The organism is Shewanella sp. BJSY2023SW007 (assembly GCF_047314525.1).
GTDB classification, from domain to species: domain Bacteria; phylum Pseudomonadota; class Gammaproteobacteria; order Enterobacterales; family Shewanellaceae; genus Shewanella; species Shewanella chilikensis.
The window spans coordinates 1-22,125 of record NZ_JBKORL010000063.1 but is presented as its reverse complement, the minus strand read 5'-3'; the positions used below and the strand labels follow the sequence as shown (position 1 = coordinate 22,125).

The following is a 22,125-nucleotide window of genomic DNA, read 5'->3' as shown; positions in this document are numbered from 1 at the left end:
ACTTAATTCCTTATCAACACCGGGTTTTCAAGTACCACAGTGGTCGAAACCACCTTACGGCGGAAGTGATCAGGTTTTACATTGTCATTCTTGTCAGGCCTTGGGTATGTAATTGTTTTATCACCTATTTGATAGGTATTCTCATTTGTATATGCCTTGTCCTCTGCAACTGAACGTACCAGTAAAAAGACTCTCAAGGCCACAATTCGCTGAAACAGCTGGTTATCCCACATTAGATCCGTCACACTCTGCACCGGCATAAAGCTATCGGCTGTGTCATCACCATCCTCATCAAACCCATAGAGAATGCGCATATTCTCTATCCCTTCGACCAAGGGTTCGTCCACATCCATTCCACTTTTAGAAAGTGATTTACGGGTCAGAACCGGCACGCCGTTATTGTCTTTGATAAAGTAGACATGGTGTTGATATTCCCACACCCTTTGGTTTTCAAGGCCGGGATCTGTATCGCTAAAAAACACCGCCTGGCTGGCCGTTGTCGCTACCCGAAAACCACTGGTGGCTCCAGGAGGGCCTACCAGTCGTTTAATCTGAATCACATCTGTCCCTGTCATCGCTGAACTGACACAGCTCAGTGAGCCGGTACTCACCCCGGCCTCATAGCCCCAAAGACGTCTGAAGTGGGCAGGTTTATCATTAGGCAGAGTGGCGTTGTTGAGCCCCTCGCCGGAGCAATCTGTCCCAACTGTATTATCGACCCGAGTGTTGGTATCCAGCACAAAGTCTGTACCCGTCATATCTCCGAAGAAACCTACCTGGCTCAGATCCGGCACCATGATAGCCAGCGCGATACGGCCATTTTCCTGCAACTGATTGAACTGCCCTGTGGTAGTAACATTGGTGGCAGACATACTGAACATGGCAAACAAACCTAGCGTCAAAAACAGGCTGATAACCATGCCCACCATGAGTTCAACCAGAGAAAAGCCCGACTGCTTTGAATTTGTTACTCTCATCGCCTTAACCTTGGTTAATCACAGTCTTGAGGATAAAAACCCGCCGACGCTTCCCCAGGCTATCGCCGCAGTCAGTCGCTTCATAGGCGGTGCCGGCGGTTTCCTGAATGCCTCGCCATGCCATCACGATAGTGACATCACTGCCATCGACAGTCAGACAAGCAGTGGCGCTATCGAGGCCGCCGACATTCCGGCTATCTGCCTTTTCAGCAGCGCCGGTAAAGAGCTCCTGCCATTGGTAAAGATCCCAAGCCAAAGTCTCGGCAGTAGTGCAGGTCACAGTGGCGCCAAGGCCCACATCACAGGATTTTGCCGGGGCACTTCCGCTTCCATCATAGGAGCCCTCATAACTACTCAAAACCTTGTTATTGAGCTTCATTCGATTGAGGATATCGTTGGCAAAGTAGGCCGCCTGAGTCTGTTGAAATGATTCAAAGCTGGCGCGCTTGGCTACTATATGTAAGTTAAATATCCCGATAAGCCCTATCACCAAAATGACGAGCGCTACCATAACCTCAATCAGAGAGAACCCCTCCCTGCGTTTTTTCATAGGTGTCAAATCTCCAGACAGCGCCATGTTTTTGACAATAAATTCAGCCTATTAGTTCTTTAATATCTTATAGTTAGCTAAACGCAACAATAATACCTGTTAATGATAGTTGAGTCGAATGTAAATCGCCAGTAACAAGTATCGCTAATAAATTCAAGCCTGATAAGAAGTATTTTTTCCATAAAAAAAAGAGGCTTAGATAGCCTCTTTTTAAAATGCTGTTCGCTTAAATAAGCGCGATAAACTCGCGGTTTCTTACCTTAGCTCAACTGGTACGGCAAATACGGTATCTTCCTTGCGCCCTTCCACTTCGGTCACCACGCTCGGCGCCAGTTTGGCTATAGCCTCAACAACCTGCTGCACCAACACCTCAGGAGCAGAAGCCCCGGCGGTAACCGCAACCTTGCTGACACCATCAAACCACTCACGTTCGACATCATCGGCATTATCGACCAGATAGGCCTGAGTGCCAGACTTGAGCGCCAGTTCCCGCAGTCTGTTGGAGTTGGAGCTGTTTTTGGAGCCTACTACTATCAGCAAGTCCACATCCTGGGCCATTTTACGTACCGCATCCTGACGGTTTTGGGTCGCATAACAGATATCGTCTTTCCTGGGCCCTTCAATCGAAGGGAATCGCTTCTGCAGCGCGGCAATAATATCCAGGGTATCATCCACCGACAGCGTGGTTTGGGTAACAAAGCAAAGGTTGTCCGGCTCTTTCACCTGCAATGCATCCACGTCGGCCGGAGACTCAATAAGATAAACACCGCCCTCCGGGTTATCGTACTGCCCCATGGTGCCTTCCACTTCGGGATGGCCGGCATGACCGATAAGAATGCACTCAATCCCCTTGCGGCTGGCACGAGTCACCTGCAAATGCACCTTGGTGACCAGAGGACAAGTGGCATCAAACACCTTAAGACCACGACGCTTGGCCTCATTGCGCACCGCCTGCGACACCCCATGGGCACTGAAAATCACTATGCTGTTGTCAGGCACCTGATCCAGTTCATCGACAAAAATCGCCCCGCGCTGCTTGAGATCTTCAACTACATAACGGTTATGCACTACTTCATGGCGCACATAGATAGGCGGGGAAAAGAGTTCCAGCGCCCGTTCCACTATGCTGATAGCCCGGTCAACACCGGCACAGAAGCCTCTGGGGTTGGCCAGCAATATGTTAAGACCGGTAGATTTTGCTACTGACATATCAAAGCTCCTGCAATACTTCCAGTTCGAAGGTCACCTGATGGCCCGCCAGCGGATGGTTAAGATCGACTGTGACAGAATCACCGGCTATCTCCCGCACGATTCCGGGGATTTCACTGCCGCCAGGGCCAGCAAAGCTGACAATAACACCGGGTTCCAGCGTCATATCTGCCGGAAATCGGCTGCGATCCAGATGATGAATGGCATCGGGATTGGACTCGCCGAAAGCATCGGCAGGAGCCAAGGTAAAGCTGTGATTGTCGCCGGTTTTCAGCTTAAGGAGCTCAGCTTCAAACGCCGGGCTCAAACTGCCGTCGCCAATATTGAGCCTGGCAGGTTTACCGGAGGCTTTGGTACTGTCGGCGGTCGAACCGTCTTCCAGCAGGATATTCAGGTGGCACAAGAGGGATTTTACATCAGACATCTGCGTTACTCCTTGGCTTCATTCTGCTTGGAAGCGGCCTTGTCACCGCCGAAAAATGAATCCCAGATGATCAGGACTGCGCCAACACAAATAGCCGAGTCAGCGATATTGAATGCCGGGTAGTGGCTGGTTTTCCAGTAGAAATCGAGGAAATCCACCACAAAACCATGCATCAGACGATCGACAAGATTTCCCAGCGCGCCGCCAATCACCAGAGTATAAGCCAGGTTTAGGCGCCACAATCCAGCCGATTGCCGTCTAAGCCAAACGGTCAGCAACACACTGAAGCCGACGGCGACGGCGGTGAACAACCAACGCTGCCAGCCACCGGCATCACTAAGGAAGCTGAAGGCTGCGCCGTAGTTGCGCACATAGGTCAGATTAAAAAAAGGCAACAGCTGCACCGACTCATACAGCTTGAAGTTACCCAATACCCACTGTTTGGACAGCTGGTCAGCCAAAAAAGCCAACACAGCCACCCAATACCAGCGCAGGCCACTTTGTTTCCAGTCTGCGGGCATGTTTATTATCCTCAGGCGAACAGGCGTTGTTCACCTTCTCCTTCGATATTGGTCACACAGCGGCCACACAGCAGTGGATGCTCGGCGATCTGGCCAACGTCTTCTCTGTGGTGCCAGCAGCGGTCACACTTGGCCGCTTCGGACTTGGCGACGCTGAGCTTAAGTGATGCCAGTTCAGTTTCACGGGCATCGGCAGGTGCATCGGCAAGCGGCTTGACCACAGCCTTGGAGGTCAGCAGCACAAAGCGCAGCTCGTCACCCAGTTTGGCCAAAGCTTCAGTCAGCGCTGCATCGGCAAACAGAGTTACCTCGGCTTCCAGCGCGCCGCCGATCAGTTTATCGCGGCGGCCCTGCTCCAGCGCCTTGTTGACTTCATCACGAACCTGCAGCAACTGAGCCCAGTATTCATCACTCAGATCTGAGTCCAGCTGTACGGCCTTGAGGCCCTGGAACCATTCCTGAGTAAACACATAGGCGTCACGCTTACCGGGCAGCAACTGCCAGATTTCATCGGCAGTGAAGCTGAGGATAGGGGCAACCCAACGCACCATGGCTTCGGCAATCAGATACAGAGCCGACTGACAACTGCGACGGGCGTGACCATCACGCTTGGCGGTATACTGTCTGTCCTTGATGATATCCAGATAGAAGCTGCCCAATTCAACCGAGCAGAATTGCATCAGCTTCTGGGTCACTATGTGGAAGTTGTAAGCATCATAGGCTTCCAACAACTCTTCCTGCAGCTTGGCAGCGCGGCGCACCACCCAGCGATCCAGCGCCACCATGTCTTCGATGGCGATCATGTCTGTCTCTGGCTCAAAACCGCTCAGGTTGGCCAGCAGGAAGCGGGCTGTGTTACGGATACGGCGATAAGCATCGGCGCTACGGTTGAGGATCTCATCGGATACCGTCATTTCACCGCTGTAGTCGGTAGAAGCCACCCACAGACGCAGAATATCGGCGCCCAGTTTGTTGGTTACCTGCTGTGGTGCAATCACATTGCCGATAGACTTGGACATCTTGCGGCCCTTGCCATCCACGGTAAAGCCGTGAGTCAGTACCTGCTTGTAAGGAGCCTTGCCGTTCATGGCAGTTGAAATCATCAGTGATGACATAAACCAACCACGGTGCTGATCCGAGCCTTCCAGATAAAGGTCAATTCCCTGCCCCTGGAATTCAGGGCGGGCGGCAACCACTGATGAGAAGGTAGAACCTGAGTCATACCAAACATCCAGAGTGTCGGTCACTTTGCGGTATTGGGCCGCATCTTCACCCAGGATCTCAGACTCATCCAGATCCCACCAGGCTTGAATGCCCTGCTGCTCAATGCGATGAGCAACACGCTCCATCAAAGCCACGCTGTCTGGATGCAGCTCTTCGGTTTCCTTGTGAACAAACAGAGTGATAGGCACGCCCCAGGTACGCTGACGCGAGATACACCAGTCAGGACGGTTCTCGACCATCTTCTCAATCCGGCTCTGTCCCCAATCAGGGATCCACTGAGTTTGCTCAATTTCACCCATGGCTTGAGTACGCAGCCCTTTGTTATCCATGGAGATAAACCACTGCGGTGTGGCACGGAAGATAATAGGAGTCTTGTGGCGCCAGCAGTGAGGGTAGCTGTGACGATAAGCTTCGCGGTGCAGCAAGGCACCTTTTTCCTGCAGCAGCGCCACAATTTCATCATTGGCCTTGAACACATGTTTGCCGGCAAACAGCGGGGTATCCGCCTTGTAAACGCCGTTATCACCCACAGGATTAGCCACTTCCAGACCATACTGCTGGCCAACCACAAAGTCGTCCTGACCGTGTCCAGGTGCTGTGTGTACCACACCGGTACCTGATTCTGTGGTTACGTGATCGCCAAGAATCGCCGGTACACTGAAATCATAGAAAGGGTGCTGGAACTGCATCAACTCAAGCTCGGCACCTTTGGCACGACCAAGGATCTGATGGCTCTTAACTCCATAACGGGCGATACAGCTTTCCACCAGGGCTTCAGCCAGAATAACGGCTTGCTTGGCGCCGTCTTCAGACTCTACCTCTACCAGCACATAGTCCAAATCCGGGCTCAGAGACAGCGCGCGGTTGGCTGGCAAGGTCCAGGGAGTGGTAGTCCAGATAACCATGGAGACTTGGGCTTGGTAGGCGTCAACACCAAAAGCGGCCAGAACCTTAGCCTTGTCCGCAGCGGTAAAGGCCACGTCTATAGCCGGTGAAGTCTTGTCTTCATATTCCACTTCGGCTTCGGCCAGGGCAGAACCACAGTCGGTACACCAATGCACCGGCTTAACCCCTTTGTGCAGGTGGCCGTTATCAATCACTTTGGCCAATGAGCGAATGATGTTGGCCTCAGTGCTGAAATCCATGGTCAGGTAAGGTTTAAACCAGTCACCGAGCACACCGAGACGGATAAAGTCATTACGCTGACCATCCACCTGTTTGGCGGCATACTTACGGCACTCGTCACGAAACTCGGCAGCAGAGATTTTCTGCCCTGGCTTACCCACTTTCTGTTCTACCTTGAGTTCAATCGGCAGACCATGACAATCCCAACCGGGAACGTAAGGCGCATCAAAGCCAGACAAAGTCTTGGATTTGATAATAATATCTTTGAGGATCTTGTTAACTGAGTGACCAATATGAATATCGCCATTCGCATATGGAGGGCCATCGTGCAGAACGAAAAGCTTGCGGCCAATACGGCTATCACGGATCTGTTGGTACAGATTCTCCTCGGTCCAGCGTTTCAACATCTCTGGCTCGCGATTTGCCAAATTACCACGCATCGGAAACTCGGTTTCCGGCAAATTCAAAGTTGATTTATAGTCGCTCATTGATCCTAATACCATTAATTTAGCTAAGAGAGCTCAGCCTGCTTCATTGCTGAGTAAGGCGCGAGCCTCATCAGCGTCATTCATTATTTGTTTCTTAAGTGCCTCAAGGGACTCGAACGGTTTCTCGTCACGGATCTTGGCCACTAATTCCACTTCTACTTTACGCCCGTAGAGGTCACCGTCAAAGTCAAACAGGTGCACTTCCAACTGGCAGTTTTGTCCTTGAACCGTCGGGCGAAAACCCACATTGGCAACACCATCGTATTGCTCACTGCCGTCCCACCAGAGCCTGACCGCAAAGACGCCCCTAACAGGAACCACTTTACGCTTCATAGCAATATTAGCTGTGGGGAACCCCAGCGTCCGGCCCAGCTTTTTGCCATGGGCCACCTTACCACTGAGAGTATAGGGATGTCCCAATAAACGTCTGGCCTGATCAAGATTGCCCTTGGCCAGCGCTTCTCTGACCATGGTGGAACTGACCCGGTGATCGCCAACCAAAAAGCTTTGGGTACTGACTACCGCAAAACCATGTTGTTCACCGGCTGTTCGAAGCAGTTCAAAGTTGCCCTGACGCGCCCGTCCAAAACAGAAATCATCACCAACCACCAGATACTTGACCCCAAGTTTACGCACCAGCAGCTCTTCGACAAACTCCTTGGCCGGCATTTGGGCAAACTTTTGATTGAAATTGACACACACAAGTCTGTCTATTCCCAGTTCAGCAAGCAACCTGACCTTATCACGAAGCAGGCTCAAGCGCGCAGGGGCATCCTGGCCGCGAAACAGTTCCTGCGGTTGCGGCTCAAATGTCATCAGGGTGGCGGGCAAACCAAAGTGACGCGCCTTCTTGACCAGATTGGCTATCACTTCGGCATGGCCCCTGTGTACACCATCAAAGTTACCTATGGTCAGCACACAACCGCGATGGGCCGGCAATATATTGTGTATTCCGCGAATCAGTTCCATGAAATCAATGACTGCTCAAACGTAAATTGGCGGATTATATAACAGCTCGGCAGCAGAATCAGCCCTCAGTTCCGGGCTTTGAGCCGCCACGGACGGATCCCAAGTAGTACCAGTGCCATAAAGTACCCTAAAGCACCGCCGAGTATCAGGGAAAACAGATGACTAACTCGCTCAATAAATGACCACTCAAGCCATTGAGCCTGCTCTGGTGAAAAATAGATCAGCAGGCAAACCATTGCCGCTGTTGCCAATAAAGTCTTGATAAAAAAGATAATAGTTTGCCTACTAACTCTATATACACCAGCCAGGTGCAAACCTCGATATAACAGGGCGGCGTTAAGTAAAGCAGACAGCGAAGTGGCGATCGCCAGTCCTACATACCCAAATGGCACCGCAAAAATAATATTGAAACCCATGTTGCTAACCATAGCAATGATGCCATAACGCACAGGTGTCTTAGTGTCCTGACGGGCATAATATCCGGGCGCCAGCACCTTGATCAGCATAAAACTCAACAAACCTGTGCCGTAGGCCACCAGAGAATAGGAAGCCATTTCCACGTCACTAATGCTAAAAGCGCCACGCATAAAAAGCACCATCAACATGGGCTGAGCCAATACAATCAGCCCCATCATGGCCGGTAAACCCAGCAGCAGAATGGCGCGAATCCCCCAATCCATGGTGCGACCAAAGCCCTCACCCTCGGCATTGACATGTTTTTTGGACAAGGCAGGCAAAATAACTGTGGCAATGGCGATACCAAATAACCCCAGCGGAAACTCCAACAAGCGGTCAGAATAATAGAGCCAACTGATGGAACCTGTGACCAAAAAACTGGCGATAAAAGTGTCCAGCAGCAGGTTAATTTGCGACACAGAAACCCCAAATAATGCCGGGATCATCAGAGTACGGATTTTGACCACCCCGGGATGATTCCAGCCCCATGAGGGCTTGACCAACGCTTTTTCCTGCAGCAGAAAAGGAATTTGAAACAAAAACTGAATCACACCGCCGAAGAATACTCCCCAGGCCAAACCTATTTCAGGCTTATCAAGGGTGGGGCTCAACCACAGGGCTGCAGCGATAATGGCAACATTGAGAAATACCGGGGTAAAAGCTGAAACGGCAAAGCGGCCCCGGGTATTGAGAATCGAGCCGGCCAAGGCGGTGAAAGTGATAAACCATAGATAGGGAAAGGTAATCTTCAACATTAACGAGGCCAGTTCAAACTTGGCGCCGTCAGGCTCACCATTAACCCAGGCCATAAACCAGCCGGCACCGAACAAAGCCGTCAGTATTGGCGAAGCCAGAACCCCAATCAGGGTCACTATTGTCACCAATAACCCCAAGGTACCGGCAACCTTTGATAATAAGATTTTGACTTCTTCGCTGGACTCTTTCTCCTGATATTGAGTCAATACAGGTACAAAGGCCTGAGCAAAGGCACCCTCAGCAAACAATCGCCGCAAAAAGTTAGGGATCTTATTGGCAAAAAAGAACACATCGGCACTGCTGCCTGCGCCCATCAAGTTGGCGACTACCACATCCCGTATTAATCCCAACACACGGGAAATCAAGGTCATGACGCTGACAATGGCGCCGGACCGTACCAATTTTTTGCTCAAATATTCCCCCAGAAGACTCAGGCCGCCATAAACGGCGACAAGTCTCAAAAATTCCACTTAAGCTCTGTCACATGCCAGCAATTGCTGGTAGAATTGCGCCACATCTTACACGAGTTGGGTTGAGGATAGCCAAATCAGGTTGGATTAATTTATCTTTATGATGGATATTCAATCATTGTCATTGACAAAGTGGCGAAAACCGGGCATTCTCCTCGGCCTTTAAAAGTATCAAATCCAGTTTTTAGGAGTTGCACCTTGGCTAATAGCAAGACTGCAAAGAAGCGCGCGCTTCAATCAGAAAAGCGTCGTCAACACAACGCTAGCCGTCGCTCTATGTTGCGTACCTACGTGAAAAAAGTTATCGCTGCTATCAAAGCTGGCGATCACAAAGCGGCTACTGAAGCTTTCGCTGTTGCACAACCCATTCTTGACCGTATGGCAACCAAAGGCCTGATCCACAAGAACAAGGCTGCCCGTCATAAGGCTCGTCTGAACGCTCGTATCAAAGCACTGGCTGCTTAATTCGATACAAGCATAAAAAAAACCGGCATTTGCCGGTTTTTTTATATCTGAAATTCAATAACATCAATGACAATAGATGTTATTCAACAGCTTGATGATTTCGCGCACTTCTTCACTCTTGAGCGAATAGTACACTGTCTGGGCTTCTTTGCGGGTTGCCACCAGATTGTCTTTACGCAACCAAGCCAGATGCTGAGACAAAGCCGACTGACTCAATCCCAGTTTCTTGTTCATTTCCCCAACGCACATCTCTCCCTCACTCAGGAGATAGCACAGAATAAATAAACGCCTCTCATTGGCCAGCGCCTTCAATAATACGACGGCATGGTCCGCTCGCTGCTGCATCAACTCAATATTCATGACGAGCCTATTCTCCTAATACAAACTCCGTCCCTAATATAGCCTTGCCTTACGGAGATAGTCGGGACATAAAGCACACTTTTTGTTAGATTGTTTTCAAAAATGGGACATACCTAATAAAAACAAAGGAAACACATGAAAAACTATCGAACCGCCCTGTTACTTCCACTGTTGATTTCATCACTTATTGGCTGTCAATCCCCCTCACCTTCCGATACAAATCAACTGCTTGCTGAATCATTGCAGCAAAAAGCCCTAGGTTCTGACCTCGGCTTTCAAATTGTGGAATCTTTAACAGTGGAAGTTGGCCCTCGCCTGGCTGGTAGCCCAAAAGACGCTGTGGCGGTTGCCTGGGCGGAAAAAAAGCTGCAGTCACTGGGTTTTGACCGTGTTTATAAAGAAGCAGTGGAAGTCCCGGTGTGGGAACGCGGTGAAGCCAGTGCCAGCATAGTGGCCCCCTTCCAACAGCCTCTGGTTATCACGGCATTAGGAGGTAGTGTGGCCACTCCGGCAGAAGGGATCACGGCCAAGATAGTTCGTTTCGACAGCCTGGCTGCACTTAAAGAAGCCAATCCTGATGATGTTACCGGGAAAATTGTCTTTATCGATCAGAAAACCGAGCGCCACAAGACAGGTAAAGGTTATGGCAAGAGCGTAGGTGGCCGCTCACGAGGAGCAATAGAGGCCGCGCGAAAAGGTGCCTTGGCGATAGTTATCCGTTCGATAGGTACAGATCATGACCGTATGGCCCATACCGGCACCATGCGTTATGAAGAAGGCTTAAAGCGGATCCCGGCAGCGGCCATGTCGGCGCCGGATGCGGATCTGGTCAATGCCATGCTCAAGCGATCTGCCGATATCACCCTCGCTTTAAAGATGTCACCCGAGAACAAGGGCAGTGCCATTTCCTATAACGTCATCGCCGAAGTCACCGGCAGCAGCAAGCCAGATGAAATCGTGCTGATTGGCGCTCATCTGGACTCCTGGGATGAAGGCACGGGAGCCATAGATGACGGTGCCGGGGTCGCGATTGTCACCGCTGCCGGTAAGCTTATCCAGGATTTACCGGAAAAACCTGCACGCACAGTACGTGTCGTGCTCTATGCGGCCGAAGAGATAGGCTTGGTTGGTGGTAAGGCTTATGCCAAGGCCCACGCTGCAGAGCTGGATAAACACTATATCGCCGCCGAATCCGATTTCGGGGCTGGCCCTATCTATCGCATCGACTTTCAGGTCAATGAGCAAGTGCTGCCCAAACTACAGCAACTGACCCAAGTAATGCAGCGAAACGGCGTTGCCGCAGGTGACAACAGCGCCTATGGTGGCCCGGATGTTTCCATGCTACCGGCCAGTGGCGTTCCTGTGGCGTCCCTGCGCCAGGATGGTACCGATTACTTTGACTACCACCATACCCCCAACGATACCCTGGACAAGATAGATCCCAAGGCGCTGGCACAAAACGTTGCGGCCTATGCCCAGTTCGCCTATTTGATGGCACAGTCAGAACTGGAACTGCGGCCGCTGCCTGCCAAACAGTAAATCACACACGCTTTAGAAGCAAAAAGCCGTTCAATAATGAACGGCTTTCTTATCTTTATATATCGGGACGGGGTATCAGCTCTGTTCTTCCCGCAAAAACACAGGGGAGCCTGGGCTGGACTCGGCTTCACTGTAATAATAGCCGGCGCTGTTAAATGCCTTTAATCGCTCCAGAGTCTGTTCCTCTTGCTCCAACAGGTAGCGCGCCATCATGCCTCTGGCCTTCTTGGCGTAGAAGCTTATTACCTTATACTGACCATTTTTGCAGTCTTTGAACACCGGCGTGATAATACGTCCGGCAACCTGCTTGGGCTTAACCGCCTTGAAGTACTCGTTGGACGCCAAATTCACTACAATATCATCCCCTTGCTGAGCCAATGCCTGATTAATGGCATCTGTGATGATATTCCCCCAGAAGGCGTACAGGTTACTGCCCCTGGGATTAGCCAAAGAGGTACCCATTTCTAACCGATAAGCTTGCATCAAGTCCAGAGGCCTCAACAGACCATAGAGCCCGGATAAAATACGCAGATGCTGCTGAGCCCGAGCAACCGTTTCCGGGGCAAGGCTGTCTGCATCCAGACCTGTGTATACGTCACCACGGAAAGCATAGAGTGCTTGCTTGGCATTCTCGGGGGTGAATTCAGGCTGCCACTCGGCGAATCTGGCGGCATTCAAGCCAGCAATTTTGTCACTGACTTTCATCAAAGAAGCAATATTGGCTGGGGTCAGATCCCGGCAAACCTGAATAAGCTCGCTGCTGTGCTCGAGAAACTGTGGCAGGCTGTATTCAGATACCGCCGCCGGGTTGTCATAATCCAGCGTCTTGGCCGGTGAAACCAAAATCAGCATATTCACTCCGTCTTATTTGGTATAGAACTGCCCATGATACTGGCAGTAAATAAAAAAACCACGCATTGATAGCGTGGTTTTTCCGATGGCCCCAATCTGGGGCCGGATTCAGTTACCAGCCTTTGTCACTGCGAACCACAGGTTCACCGGTCCAGATACCCTCTTCAATATGTTCTTCAAGCTCAGGAAACTTGCTCTTGTCAAACACAGGTTCTTTGCCTTCACTCAACTGATCGCGGTAATCATTAATCACCCGCATGGCAATACCGGAAAGTAGTACCAAGGCAATGATGTTGACTGTCGCCATCAAGCCCATGGAAAGATCGGCCAAATTCCATACCAAGGTTATTTTCGCCACAGCTCCAAACATCACCATGCCTAGCACACACAAGCGGAACAGGGGCAACACCTTACGGCTATTATTGGAAAGGAACAGCACATTGGTTTCGGCATAAGAGTAGTTGGCGATTATTGAGGTGAAACAAAACAGTAAGATGGCAAAAGCCACAAAAAAGCCACCCCAATCTCCAACATGAGTGGTCAATGCCGCTATTGTCAGTTGGATCCCTTTGTCCCCCTCGCCGATATTAACACTGCTGAGATCACCGGCCAGCAAAATTATTGCGGCTGTTGCACTACAGATAACAATAGTGTCCATAAACACCCCTATCATCTGTACAAACCCCTGGGAGGCAGGATGGTTTGGTGTCGGTGAGGCGCTGGCAGCGACGTTGGCAGCACTCCCCATGCCCGCCTCGTTAGAGAACAAACCACGAGCGATCCCGGACTGCATCGCCTGAGCCACAGTATAAGCCACCCCACCGGCAGCGGCCTCTTGCCAACCGAAGGCGCTGTTGACTATCAGTTTGAGAATGGTCGGCAATTGCTCAATATTCATCCCGACAACGACCAAGGCGATCAAGATATAAGCAAAAGCCATAATAGGTACAACTACCTCGGATACCCGCGCAACTTTACGCAGCCCACCCATGATGACCAAGCCACTGGTGATCACCAGCAGAATACCTATCCAATAAGTTGCTTTAATGTCAAACCAGTAAGCCTCTTTGACATCAAACACAATTTCCAATGCCCCCGTAATGGTATTGGCCTGAACGGCATTGAAAACCAAACCAAAGGCGATGATCAAGAATACGGAGAAAAGAATCCCCATCCAGCGCTGGCCAAGCCCCCTTTCCATATAATAAGAAGGACCGCCACGAAACTGGTCATCTTTATCTTTTACTTTATAGATCTGAGCCAGAGTAGACTCAATCATGGCCGTAGCCATACCCAACAGAGCGATGAGCCACATCCAAAAAACTGCACCAGGGCCACCTGCACCTATGGCAACGGCCACCCCGGCCATATTACCGGCACCGACTCTTGCGGCCATACTGGTACAAAATACCTGAAATGAAGACAAGCCGCTGTCACAGCCCTGCCTACTGGTAGCCATCACCTTGGCAGAATGCCCCAGGTGAGTGAGCTGAATGAACAAAAGCCTTAGAGTGAAGTACAAGCCAGCGCCCACCAAGGCATAGACCAATAGTTTTCCCCAAAGCAGAGAGTTCAAAAAATCGACTATGGTTTCTATTATCATAATTGTAAGCTTTCCCGTGACAAACCTGGCCCATCTCTGACGGTATATCGCCAAGTTTGTGGTTAAGATTCCTTCCTGAATGAAAAAGGATAAGCATCGGCCAGTTTCTTTTCGAATTATCCTACATACCCCAAGGTATGCCGGCCGGGCTTGAGGGCGAAGAAAATAGCATAGGAACTTGAAATTACCGCGTGATCAAGATCACACTTAATCACTCGACCGACAGTAAATTCACCATAAAAATACCAGAACAAACTAGAGTTTTAACTTGAACAACAATGGTGTCACACGAATTTTCTAAAAAAACCACCAGCTAAACAAACTTTCAAAACTTGGATGTTGGGCACGTTTTTGTAATAAAACTACAAATATAGTAGCCACAAGATAATCTGATTCACTTTTAGCTAGCTCAAGCGAGGCACGATATGACCCAAAAGCAAGAGATAGGTGCACTGAAGAAATTTGTCCGGGCCACTAACTTCCTGGCAACCTCACAGATTTACCTCAAGCACAATGTATTGTACAAACGCCCGTTACAACACAGTGATATAAAGCCAAGGCTCTTGGGCCATTGGGGAACCTGCCCGGGGATCAACTTTGTATATGCTAACGTGAACAGATTGATTACCAAGCACAAGCGTCCGTTCCTCTATCTGGTTGGCCCGGGCCACGGTTTCCCCGCCGTACAGGCCAACCTCTTCCTTGAAGGCTCTCTAAGCCACTTCTATCCAGAAACCATCCCCTACAACGAAACCGGTATTGAAGATATCTGCCGTAAATTCTCCGCCGCTTACGGTTACCCTTCACATGCCAACCCCGAAGCTCCGGGACAAATCCTTGAAGGGGGCGAGCTAGGCTACTCCTTGTCTGTAGCCTGGGGTGCGGTGCTGGATAATCCAGACTTGATTGCCGCAGTGCTTGTCGGTGACGGCGAATCTGAAACTGGTCCACTGGCTGCATCCTGGTATGCCAACCGCCTGGTTTCTCCCGCCACCAACGGTGCCATACTGCCGATTGTTCATATTAATGGTTACAAGATTTCCGGCCCTACCCGTATGGGACGCATGAGCCACGAAGAGCTGGAACTTGAATTCAGAGGCCTGGGTTACCATCCCATCATAGTGGACAGCGAGCAGGAAGAAGATGTCTACCTGCAGATGACCAAGGCGATGGATACGGCTTATGAGATGATTAACGATATTCAGAAACGTGCCCGCAACGGCGAAGATGTCGTCAAGCCACGTTGGCCGGTAATCCTGATGCGTACAGCAAAAGGCTGGACAGGTGTTCCCGAATACGATGGCAAGAAACTCGAAGGCAACTGCGAGTCTCACCAGGTAATTGTCAATAAGTGTGCCACCGACAAAGGTCATCTGGCCGCATTAGATGGCTGGCTCGACAGCTACAAGTTCTCCGAACTCTACTCCATCAACGAGCAGAACCAGATTGTCTTCGACAAAGACATCCAGTCACTGCTGCCCCCAGCGGAGCTCTGCTGTGGCCGTCAAAAGATGAGCTATGGTGGTGAAGTGGTGCGCGCCCTCAGCAATCCTGACCTATCCAAGCTGGCCTACGGCCCTGAAGTCCCAAGAGGCCATCGTGGTTACTCCATGCTGAAAATGGGTCAGTGGATGCGCGAAGCCTTCCGCCTCAATAAAGATCAGCGCAACCTGCGGATCTTCAGCCCGGATGAAACTTATTCCAACCAGCTGCAAGCAGTATTTGAAGCCACAGATCGCGCCTGGCAATGGCCAATTGAAAGCTGGGATGAAGATATGAGCCGTGATGGTCGGGTCATGGAGCTGTTATCTGAAAACCTGCTGTTCGGCATGATGCACGGCTACACAGTTACCGGCCGTCACGCCATGTTCCCTACCTATGAATCCTTCTCTCAGGTAGTGTCTTCCATGGCCGACCAATATTGTAAGTATGTCTATGCCAGCCAAGGGGTTCACTTCCGTAAGCCGCTGCCGGCCTGTAACGTAGTTCTCTCCTCTCTGCTGGAGCGTCAGGATCACAACGGTTACTCTCACCAGAACCCTTCTTTCCTGGGGGCCATGCTTGAGAAACACCCCAAGATAATCTCGGCTTACCTGCCAGCCGATGCCAACACCACTTTGGTTTACACAGAGCGAGCTTTCGCCGACCGTGACAAGTTGAATATTCTGGTCGCCGGTAAGAAAGAGCTGCCGCAATGGCTGAGCCTTGAAGAGGCCCGTAAACAAGCCAAAGAAGGTGTAATGGTGTGGGATTTTGCCTCTGATGAAAACCCGGATGTCGTCTTGGCAGGTTGTGGTGACTATGTCACTCAGGAGTGTATGGCGGCATTGGTATTAATCCGCGAATTACTGCCAAGAGTGCGTATCCGCTTTGTCAGCGTCACTGAATTACACAGCAGTGGTCTGGGTAGCCTTAAATTCCAGGAAAAGCCTTGGTTGATGGATGAGATATTTACCGAAGACAAAGGTGTGGTATTTAACTATCACGGTTATCCAAACACCATCAAAAAACTGATCTTCGATTACAAAGGTAGCCATAGATTCAGAATTAAGGGTTATGAAGAAGAAGGCTCAACCACCACGCCATTTGATATGGGCGTACGTAACGGTACTTCTCGTTATCACCTGGTAATAGATATGGCTTACAAATTATTCCAGCAAGGTGTTATTGATGAGACCCGTCACGTAGCGATTACCACAGATATGCTGCAACGTTTGGTTGACCATAGAAACTATATCAAGGCCAATGGTGTTGATCCTGAGTATATCGAAAACTGGATTTGGACCCGTTAAGCTGAACCATAGCTAAACAAAAAGCAAAAATTTTAGTTAAGAAATTGTTTTGCAAAAATAAAAAAGCGCCTTCTAACAGGCGCTTTTTCTTTAGTCTCAATTGTTAAAAAACCAAGCAGTTCAAATAGTGAACAATAAAATTATCGCTTGAAAAGTGGAAAATTGCTTTATTTCAATGGATAATTGAGCCAGCTAGCTAAAACACTAAACGGAACCCCACATTAAGTGCTAGTCGTGTTTCCTATACGGGACATATGGGTAATTAAATAGCAATGGACTTGGAGAACATGATGAATAAGACATTTAAAGTATTGTTGCTTGCATCTATGATGCCTTTTGCAGCATCTGCAGCAGATGAGCTCAGCCCATGGTATGTCGGTGCTGGCCTCGGCGTAAACAACTACGAACCAAACTGTGATCAGAAAACCATGAAAACCTGTGGTGAAGACGATCCATATGCTTGGGACGTATTTGCAGGTTACCTGTTCAATGATTACTTCGGTGTAGAACTGGGGTACCGCGACCTGGGTCGTGCCGAATGGACCGACTATAGCAACAAACTCAACGACGTTGGTGTCAAGGGCGCCACTCTGGGCTTGGTGGCTTTCTGGCCTTTCGCCGATAAGTGGAGCCTGTCTGCTGAAGCCGGTGCCATGAACTACCACATTTCCAACAACAAACAATGGGGTAGCGAGTACTACAGCGATAGCGGTGTTGCGCCTTACTTCGGTGCCGGTATCGGTTACAACATCACAGAGAACCTGAAACTGGCCGCCAAGTATCGTCGTTATGAAAACCTCGACGAAGAAAAGTGGAACACTCTGGAAATGGAAAGTAACTACTGGGGTCTTGAACTGAGCTACCGTTTCGGCAGCACTTCAAAACCAGCCCCTGTAGTCGCTCCTGTGGTCGTAGAACCCGTTGACAGCGACAACGACGGTGTTAACGACGATATGGACCAGTGTCCAAACACACCAGCCAACCACAAGGTAGACGCCAATGGCTGCTCTATCTATGTTGAAAAACTGGAAACATTGGAAGTTAAAGCTGAGTTCGATAACAACTCATCTGTACTGAAAGCCGACTCTATGGCTGAAATCCAGAAAGTTGCTGACTTTATGAGCAAGTATCCTAAAGCTGATCTGGAAATCGCCGGCCACGCCTCTCTGCCAGGTAAAGCCGATTACAACCAGTGGCTGTCTCAAAAGCGCGCCGACGCAGTTGCCAAAGTACTGGTTGAACAGTATGGCATCGATGCCAGCCGTATCAGCGCCAAGGGCTACGGTGAAAGCCAGCCGCTGATGCAGGGTTCTTCTGCAGAAGCCAACAAGGTTAACCGCCGTATCGAAGCTCTCCTGAGCTTTAAAGAAAAAGAAGCCCTGCTGAAATAAGCTGAACTTCTTCTGAAAAAGTCGCTGCCCTGCAGCGACTTTTTTATTTTCACTCTTTTTTGTCATTAGAATTCCCTCGGCTATGGGAGTACACTTCCTTTAACCGACAACGGCCTTCATTGACAATTTCTCACCATTTTTGTAATTTTTTTTCAATCCTGGTTGGAAACAGAGGCAAAATCGCTTTTAATAGCGTAATGCAATTTCCGCGTAAACGGCCGCAATCTGAGAAGGATGTTTTTCATGGCAAACACACTCACGCAACTCAAATCCGTTACAACCATAGTTGCTGATACCGGTGACATCGAGGCGATCAAGCTCTATCATCCACAGGATGCCACCACCAACCCATCGCTGATCCTCAAAGCCTCGCAAATCCCAGAGTATGCGCCACTGATCGATGATGCGATTTCCTGGGCTAAAGCTCAGAGCCAGGATCCACAGCAACAACTGGAAGACGCCGCAGACAAGTTGGCTGTCAACATAGGGGTGGAAATTCTCAAGCTGGTACCGGGACGTATTTCAACCGAAGTAGATGCTCGCCTTTCATTCGATAAAGCCGGCTCAATTGCCAAAGCCAACAAGCTGGTTAAACTCTATGAAGCGGCCGGTATCGACAAGTCTCGCATTCTGATCAAACTGGCTTCCACTTGGGAAGGCATCAGCGCCGCCAAGGAACTGGAACAAAAGGGTATCAACTGCAACCTGACACTCTTGTTCAGCTTCGCCCAGGCCCGAGCCTGCGCCGAAGCCGGAGTTTACCTGATTTCACCCTTTGTCGGCCGCATTCTCGACTGGTATAAAAAAGATACTGGCAAAGAATATAATGCCAGTGAAGATCCTGGTGTGATCTCAGTGACCCAGATTTACAACTATTACAAACAGCATGGTTATCAGACTGTGGTTATGGGCGCCAGCTTCCGTAACACAGGTGAAATCATTGAACTCGCCGGCTGTGATCGTCTGACTATAGGCCCATCTTTGCTGGAAGAACTGGCCAACTCAAACACCCAGATAATAACCAAGCTGCAACCGGCCACTGAAACCCAAGAGCCACCCAAGCCACTGACCGAGGCTGAGTTCCGCTGGGAGTTCAACGAAGATCCCATGGCAGTGGAAAAACTGGCCGAAGGTATCCGTAACTTTGCCATAGATCAGGGCAAACTCGAGACCATGCTTAAAGCTAAACTGAGCTAATCAAGGATTGTTCTGAAACTGAAGATCAGGGACTACTCATGACACATTTGACTCAATCTGCTACCTGGCAGACTCTCAAGGCGATGAGTGCAGATCTGCCTCACATGCGTGAACTCTTTGCCGAAAACCCGCAGCGCTTTGATCAACTGTCGATTAAAGATTGTGGATTGCTGTTAGATTTCTCCAAGAACCGCCTCACTGAGGCGGTTCTGCAGGAGTTACTCAAGCTCGCCCGAGAAGCCGGACTTGAGCAAAAAATAGCGGCAATGTTTGCCGGCGAAGCAATCAATACCACGGAGCAGCGTGCCGTGTTGCACGCAGCCCTGAGAGCACCGGCCGATGCGGATATTCGCGTCGATGGCGTCAATGTAGTCCCTGAAGTTCAGCAAACCCTGGCTCAAATGGAGGCTTTTGTCGAGGCGCTCTATTCAGGTCAGTGGCGCGGCTATACCGGCAAGAAAATCACAGATCTTGTCTCCATAGGTATTGGCGGTTCCTTCCTCGGCCCCAAGATTATCTCCGAGGCCCTGCGTCCCTATTGGAACGGTAAGCTACAGTGTCACTTCGTCGCCAATGTCGACGGCACGGCCATCAGTGAAAAACTGAAGAAGCTGGATCCTGAAACCACCCTGTTCCTGATGTCGTCAAAATCCTTTGGCACTCAGGAAACCCTGACCAACACCCTCAGCGCCAAAGAGTGGTTCCTGGCCAAAGGTGGCTCACAGCAAGATATCGGCAAGCACTTTGCGGCAATTACCTCCAATGTCGCCAAGGCAACGGCGTTTGGCATAGATGAAGACAATATCTTCCCCATGTGGGATTGGGTTGGCGGGCGTTATTCTCTTTGGTCGGCCATAGGTTTGCCCATAGCCGCCCTGATAGGCATGGATAACTTCAAAGCACTGCTGGCAGGCGCCAGAGCTATGGATGTACATTTCGCATCCAGGCCCCTTGAGCAGAATATGCCTGTGATCATGGGCCTGCTCTCTGTATGGTACAACAACTTCTTCAATGCCCAGTCCCATGTGGTGTTGACCTACGACCACTACCTCAGAGGACTTCCGGCCTATTTCCAGCAACTGGATATGGAGAGTAACGGCAAGTCCGTCACTCTGGACGGCAATGCAGTGGATTACAGTACAGGCCCGGTCATTTGGGGCGGAGAAGGCACAAATGGCCAACACGCCTACCACCAATTGTTGCACCAAGGTACTGCATTGATCCCGGCTGACTTTATCCTGCCGCTGCAAAGCCATAACCCTATTGGGGAGCATCATGCGCAACTGGCATCCAACTGTTTTGGTCAAACCCAGGCGCTGATGCAGGGACGAACCTTTGATGAAGCCTTGGCCGAACTGGCAGACAGCTCATTCACTGAGGCAGAGAAACAGCTTATTGCCAAACATAAGGTCATGGAAGGCAACAAGCCGAGCAATACCTTGTTGATGGACAAGTTGACCCCTATAACCCTGGGCGCCTTGATTGCCCTTTATGAACACAGGACGCTGGTTCAAGGCGCTATCTGGGATATTAACTCATTCGATCAATGGGGGGTCGAGCTGGGTAAAAAGCTGGGGAATGAAGTACTGTCGCGTATTGGTGCAGAGCTAGACAGTAAGGATCTAGACTCTTCCAGCAATGCTCTAATTAATCTCTTCAGACAAGGTAAAATCTAGCCTTTTCAGCTTACAAATCAAGAAATACCAGCCAGCTCCACTGGCTGGTATTTTTTTACCACCCATCTCATCTAAACGACTTCATCAAAGCATCATCTCGCTTTAACAAAAAAGAAACATTCTTCTTGCACCCTGTTTGCCAAGTATGATATTTAAGTGTTGATAAAACATACAACAAAGGAGGTTGCCATGGATCGTTTGGATTATGGTAGTGCGCTAGATGAAGTCGTTGAAAGACCAAGCCGCTCTCGAAGCTCCAGCAAGAAGCGTAAATGGCGAGAGATTGAAGCATTGAAAGACAAGCATCGTCTGCTGAAAGAGTTACAGGAGATAGACAGCAGTTTTAATTATGATATCGATAGCCTCCTCTGAATATGAGAGTCATTAAAAAAGAGCGCGTAGCGCTTAATGCCGTTCACTTAGTGTGAACGGCATTTTTCTTAGGCTTAATGGGATACTTGTTTTTACTCATTTTTAGGTAGTGTTCATAAATCTGTGTCATTTGAGTAATATACACCCAAAAGGATATTCAAATGACCAAACCTACATTCGACATGGAAGCCGCCATTGAAGCTCTGCGTGCAGGTAAAGACCTGACCGGCAAAGATGGTATTCTCACCCCACTCATTAAACAGCTTACTGAAGCGGCCCTCAATGTTGAGCTCGACCAACATCTTGAAGATAAGCAGCCTGGTAATCGCAGAAATGGCAAGACCAGTAAGACACTGAAGACCGCTACCGGTAGCTTTGAGCTGCATACTCCGCGTGACCGAGATGGCACCTTCGAGCCTCAAGTTGTAAAAAAGAACCAGACATACCTGACCGATGAGATGGAGCGGAAAATCATTGCGCTATTTTCACTGGGCACAAGTTATCAGGATATTCGTGCCCATATCGCCGATATCTACGGCATTGAAGTCCCCAATGGCACCATTAGCGCCATTACTGATAAACTGCTACCTGAGCTTCAGGCTTGGCGTGAACGTGATTTAGAAGCCCTGTATCCCATCCTCTGGCTTGATGCTATTCACTATAAAATCAAAGAGAATGGCCGCTTTGTCAGCAAAGCTGTGTACACCAT

At 49.8% G+C, this 22,125-nt stretch carries 19 protein-coding genes; 8 read left to right on the top strand and 11 right to left on the bottom strand.

Annotated elements, in window-relative coordinates; translation table 11 throughout:
* Positions 1–2: 2 nt before the first annotated feature.
* The 8 genes from ACMHXE_RS09575 to murJ all read right to left on the bottom strand — a co-directional run bounded on the left by ACMHXE_RS09575 (position 3) and on the right by murJ (position 9,112).
* Positions 3–977 carry a PilW family protein gene (locus ACMHXE_RS09575; protein ID WP_413732092.1) on the bottom strand — a complete coding sequence of 325 codons (975 nt, stop codon included), beginning with the start codon at positions 975–977 and terminating at the stop codon, positions 3–5.
* 4 nt (positions 978–981) lie between these two features.
* The gene (gene pilV / locus ACMHXE_RS09570) at positions 982–1,527 is read right to left on the bottom strand and encodes a type IV pilus modification protein PilV (RefSeq protein ID WP_413732090.1); all 546 of its coding nucleotides are present in this window, start codon (positions 1,525–1,527) and stop codon (positions 982–984) included.
* 255 nt (positions 1,528–1,782) lie between these two features.
* Positions 1,783–2,736: a 4-hydroxy-3-methylbut-2-enyl diphosphate reductase gene (ispH, locus tag ACMHXE_RS09565; protein WP_039034882.1), complete on the bottom strand. Its 954-nt coding sequence runs from the start codon at positions 2,734–2,736 to the stop codon at positions 1,783–1,785.
* 1 nt (position 2,737) lies between these two features.
* Positions 2,738–3,160, bottom strand: coding sequence for an FKBP-type peptidyl-prolyl cis-trans isomerase (gene fkpB, locus ACMHXE_RS09560; RefSeq protein ID WP_025887209.1), 423 nt, complete (start codon positions 3,158–3,160; stop codon positions 2,738–2,740).
* A 5-nt stretch (positions 3,161–3,165) separates the two neighbouring features.
* Positions 3,166–3,681, bottom strand: a complete 516-nt coding sequence (gene lspA / locus ACMHXE_RS09555) for a signal peptidase II (RefSeq protein WP_101055523.1) — start codon at positions 3,679–3,681, stop codon at positions 3,166–3,168.
* 11 nt (positions 3,682–3,692) lie between these two features.
* A complete protein-coding gene (gene ileS, locus ACMHXE_RS09550) occupies positions 3,693–6,518 on the bottom strand; it encodes an isoleucine--tRNA ligase (RefSeq protein ID WP_412486337.1) in 2,826 nt (941 codons plus the stop codon).
* Between the two features lie 33 nt (positions 6,519–6,551).
* Complete coding sequence (ribF, locus tag ACMHXE_RS09545) at positions 6,552–7,487, bottom strand: bifunctional riboflavin kinase/FAD synthetase (RefSeq protein ID WP_039034885.1); 936 nt, start codon at positions 7,485–7,487, stop codon at positions 6,552–6,554.
* A 65-nt stretch (positions 7,488–7,552) separates the two neighbouring features.
* Positions 7,553–9,112, bottom strand: coding sequence for a murein biosynthesis integral membrane protein MurJ (murJ, locus tag ACMHXE_RS09540; RefSeq protein ID WP_101055598.1), 1,560 nt, complete (start codon positions 9,110–9,112; stop codon positions 7,553–7,555).
* Positions 9,113–9,367: 255 nt separating this feature from the next.
* Between murJ and rpsT the strand changes: the two genes are divergently transcribed.
* Complete coding sequence (gene rpsT / locus ACMHXE_RS09535; protein ID WP_025011908.1) at positions 9,368–9,634, top strand: 30S ribosomal protein S20; 267 nt, start codon at positions 9,368–9,370, stop codon at positions 9,632–9,634.
* Positions 9,635–9,697: 63 nt separating this feature from the next.
* On the opposite strand, the gene ACMHXE_RS09530 is transcribed toward rpsT, so the two are convergent.
* Positions 9,698–9,994: an ArsR/SmtB family transcription factor gene (locus ACMHXE_RS09530; protein WP_025011907.1), complete on the bottom strand. Its 297-nt coding sequence runs from the start codon at positions 9,992–9,994 to the stop codon at positions 9,698–9,700.
* A 135-nt stretch (positions 9,995–10,129) separates the two neighbouring features.
* Here ACMHXE_RS09530 and ACMHXE_RS09525 point away from each other — a divergent pair, with 135 nt between their 5' ends.
* The gene (locus tag ACMHXE_RS09525; RefSeq protein ID WP_101055517.1) at positions 10,130–11,533 is read left to right on the top strand and encodes a M28 family metallopeptidase; all 1,404 of its coding nucleotides are present in this window, start codon (positions 10,130–10,132) and stop codon (positions 11,531–11,533) included.
* A gap of 75 nt (positions 11,534–11,608) precedes the next feature.
* On the opposite strand, the gene yaaA is transcribed toward ACMHXE_RS09525, so the two are convergent.
* Together yaaA and ACMHXE_RS09515 are read right to left on the bottom strand one after the other, a co-directional pair.
* Complete coding sequence (gene yaaA / locus ACMHXE_RS09520) at positions 11,609–12,385, bottom strand: peroxide stress protein YaaA (protein WP_165565426.1); 777 nt, start codon at positions 12,383–12,385, stop codon at positions 11,609–11,611.
* A 112-nt stretch (positions 12,386–12,497) separates the two neighbouring features.
* Positions 12,498–13,985 (bottom strand): alanine/glycine:cation symporter family protein, encoded by a 1,488-nt coding sequence (locus ACMHXE_RS09515; protein ID WP_101055597.1) that lies wholly within the window; start codon positions 13,983–13,985, stop codon positions 12,498–12,500.
* 428 nt (positions 13,986–14,413) lie between these two features.
* Between ACMHXE_RS09515 and ACMHXE_RS09510 the strand changes: the two genes are divergently transcribed.
* The 6 genes from ACMHXE_RS09510 to ACMHXE_RS09485 all read left to right on the top strand — a co-directional run.
* Positions 14,414–16,780, top strand: a complete 2,367-nt coding sequence (locus ACMHXE_RS09510; RefSeq protein ID WP_101055513.1) for a phosphoketolase family protein — start codon at positions 14,414–14,416, stop codon at positions 16,778–16,780.
* 287 nt (positions 16,781–17,067) lie between these two features.
* A complete protein-coding gene (locus tag ACMHXE_RS09505) occupies positions 17,068–18,171 on the top strand; it encodes an OmpA family protein (RefSeq protein ID WP_101055511.1) in 1,104 nt (367 codons plus the stop codon).
* Between the two features lie 243 nt (positions 18,172–18,414).
* The gene (gene tal / locus ACMHXE_RS09500; protein ID WP_101055509.1) at positions 18,415–19,368 is read left to right on the top strand and encodes a transaldolase; all 954 of its coding nucleotides are present in this window, start codon (positions 18,415–18,417) and stop codon (positions 19,366–19,368) included.
* Between the two features lie 38 nt (positions 19,369–19,406).
* The gene (gene pgi, locus ACMHXE_RS09495; RefSeq protein WP_413732085.1) at positions 19,407–21,044 is read left to right on the top strand and encodes a glucose-6-phosphate isomerase; all 1,638 of its coding nucleotides are present in this window, start codon (positions 19,407–19,409) and stop codon (positions 21,042–21,044) included.
* A 189-nt stretch (positions 21,045–21,233) separates the two neighbouring features.
* Complete coding sequence (locus ACMHXE_RS09490) at positions 21,234–21,416, top strand: DUF3545 family protein (RefSeq protein WP_071477005.1); 183 nt, start codon at positions 21,234–21,236, stop codon at positions 21,414–21,416.
* A gap of 161 nt (positions 21,417–21,577) precedes the next feature.
* The coding region (locus ACMHXE_RS09485) for a transposase (protein ID WP_413732083.1) at positions 21,578–22,125 on the top strand (548 nt) is incomplete at its 3' end.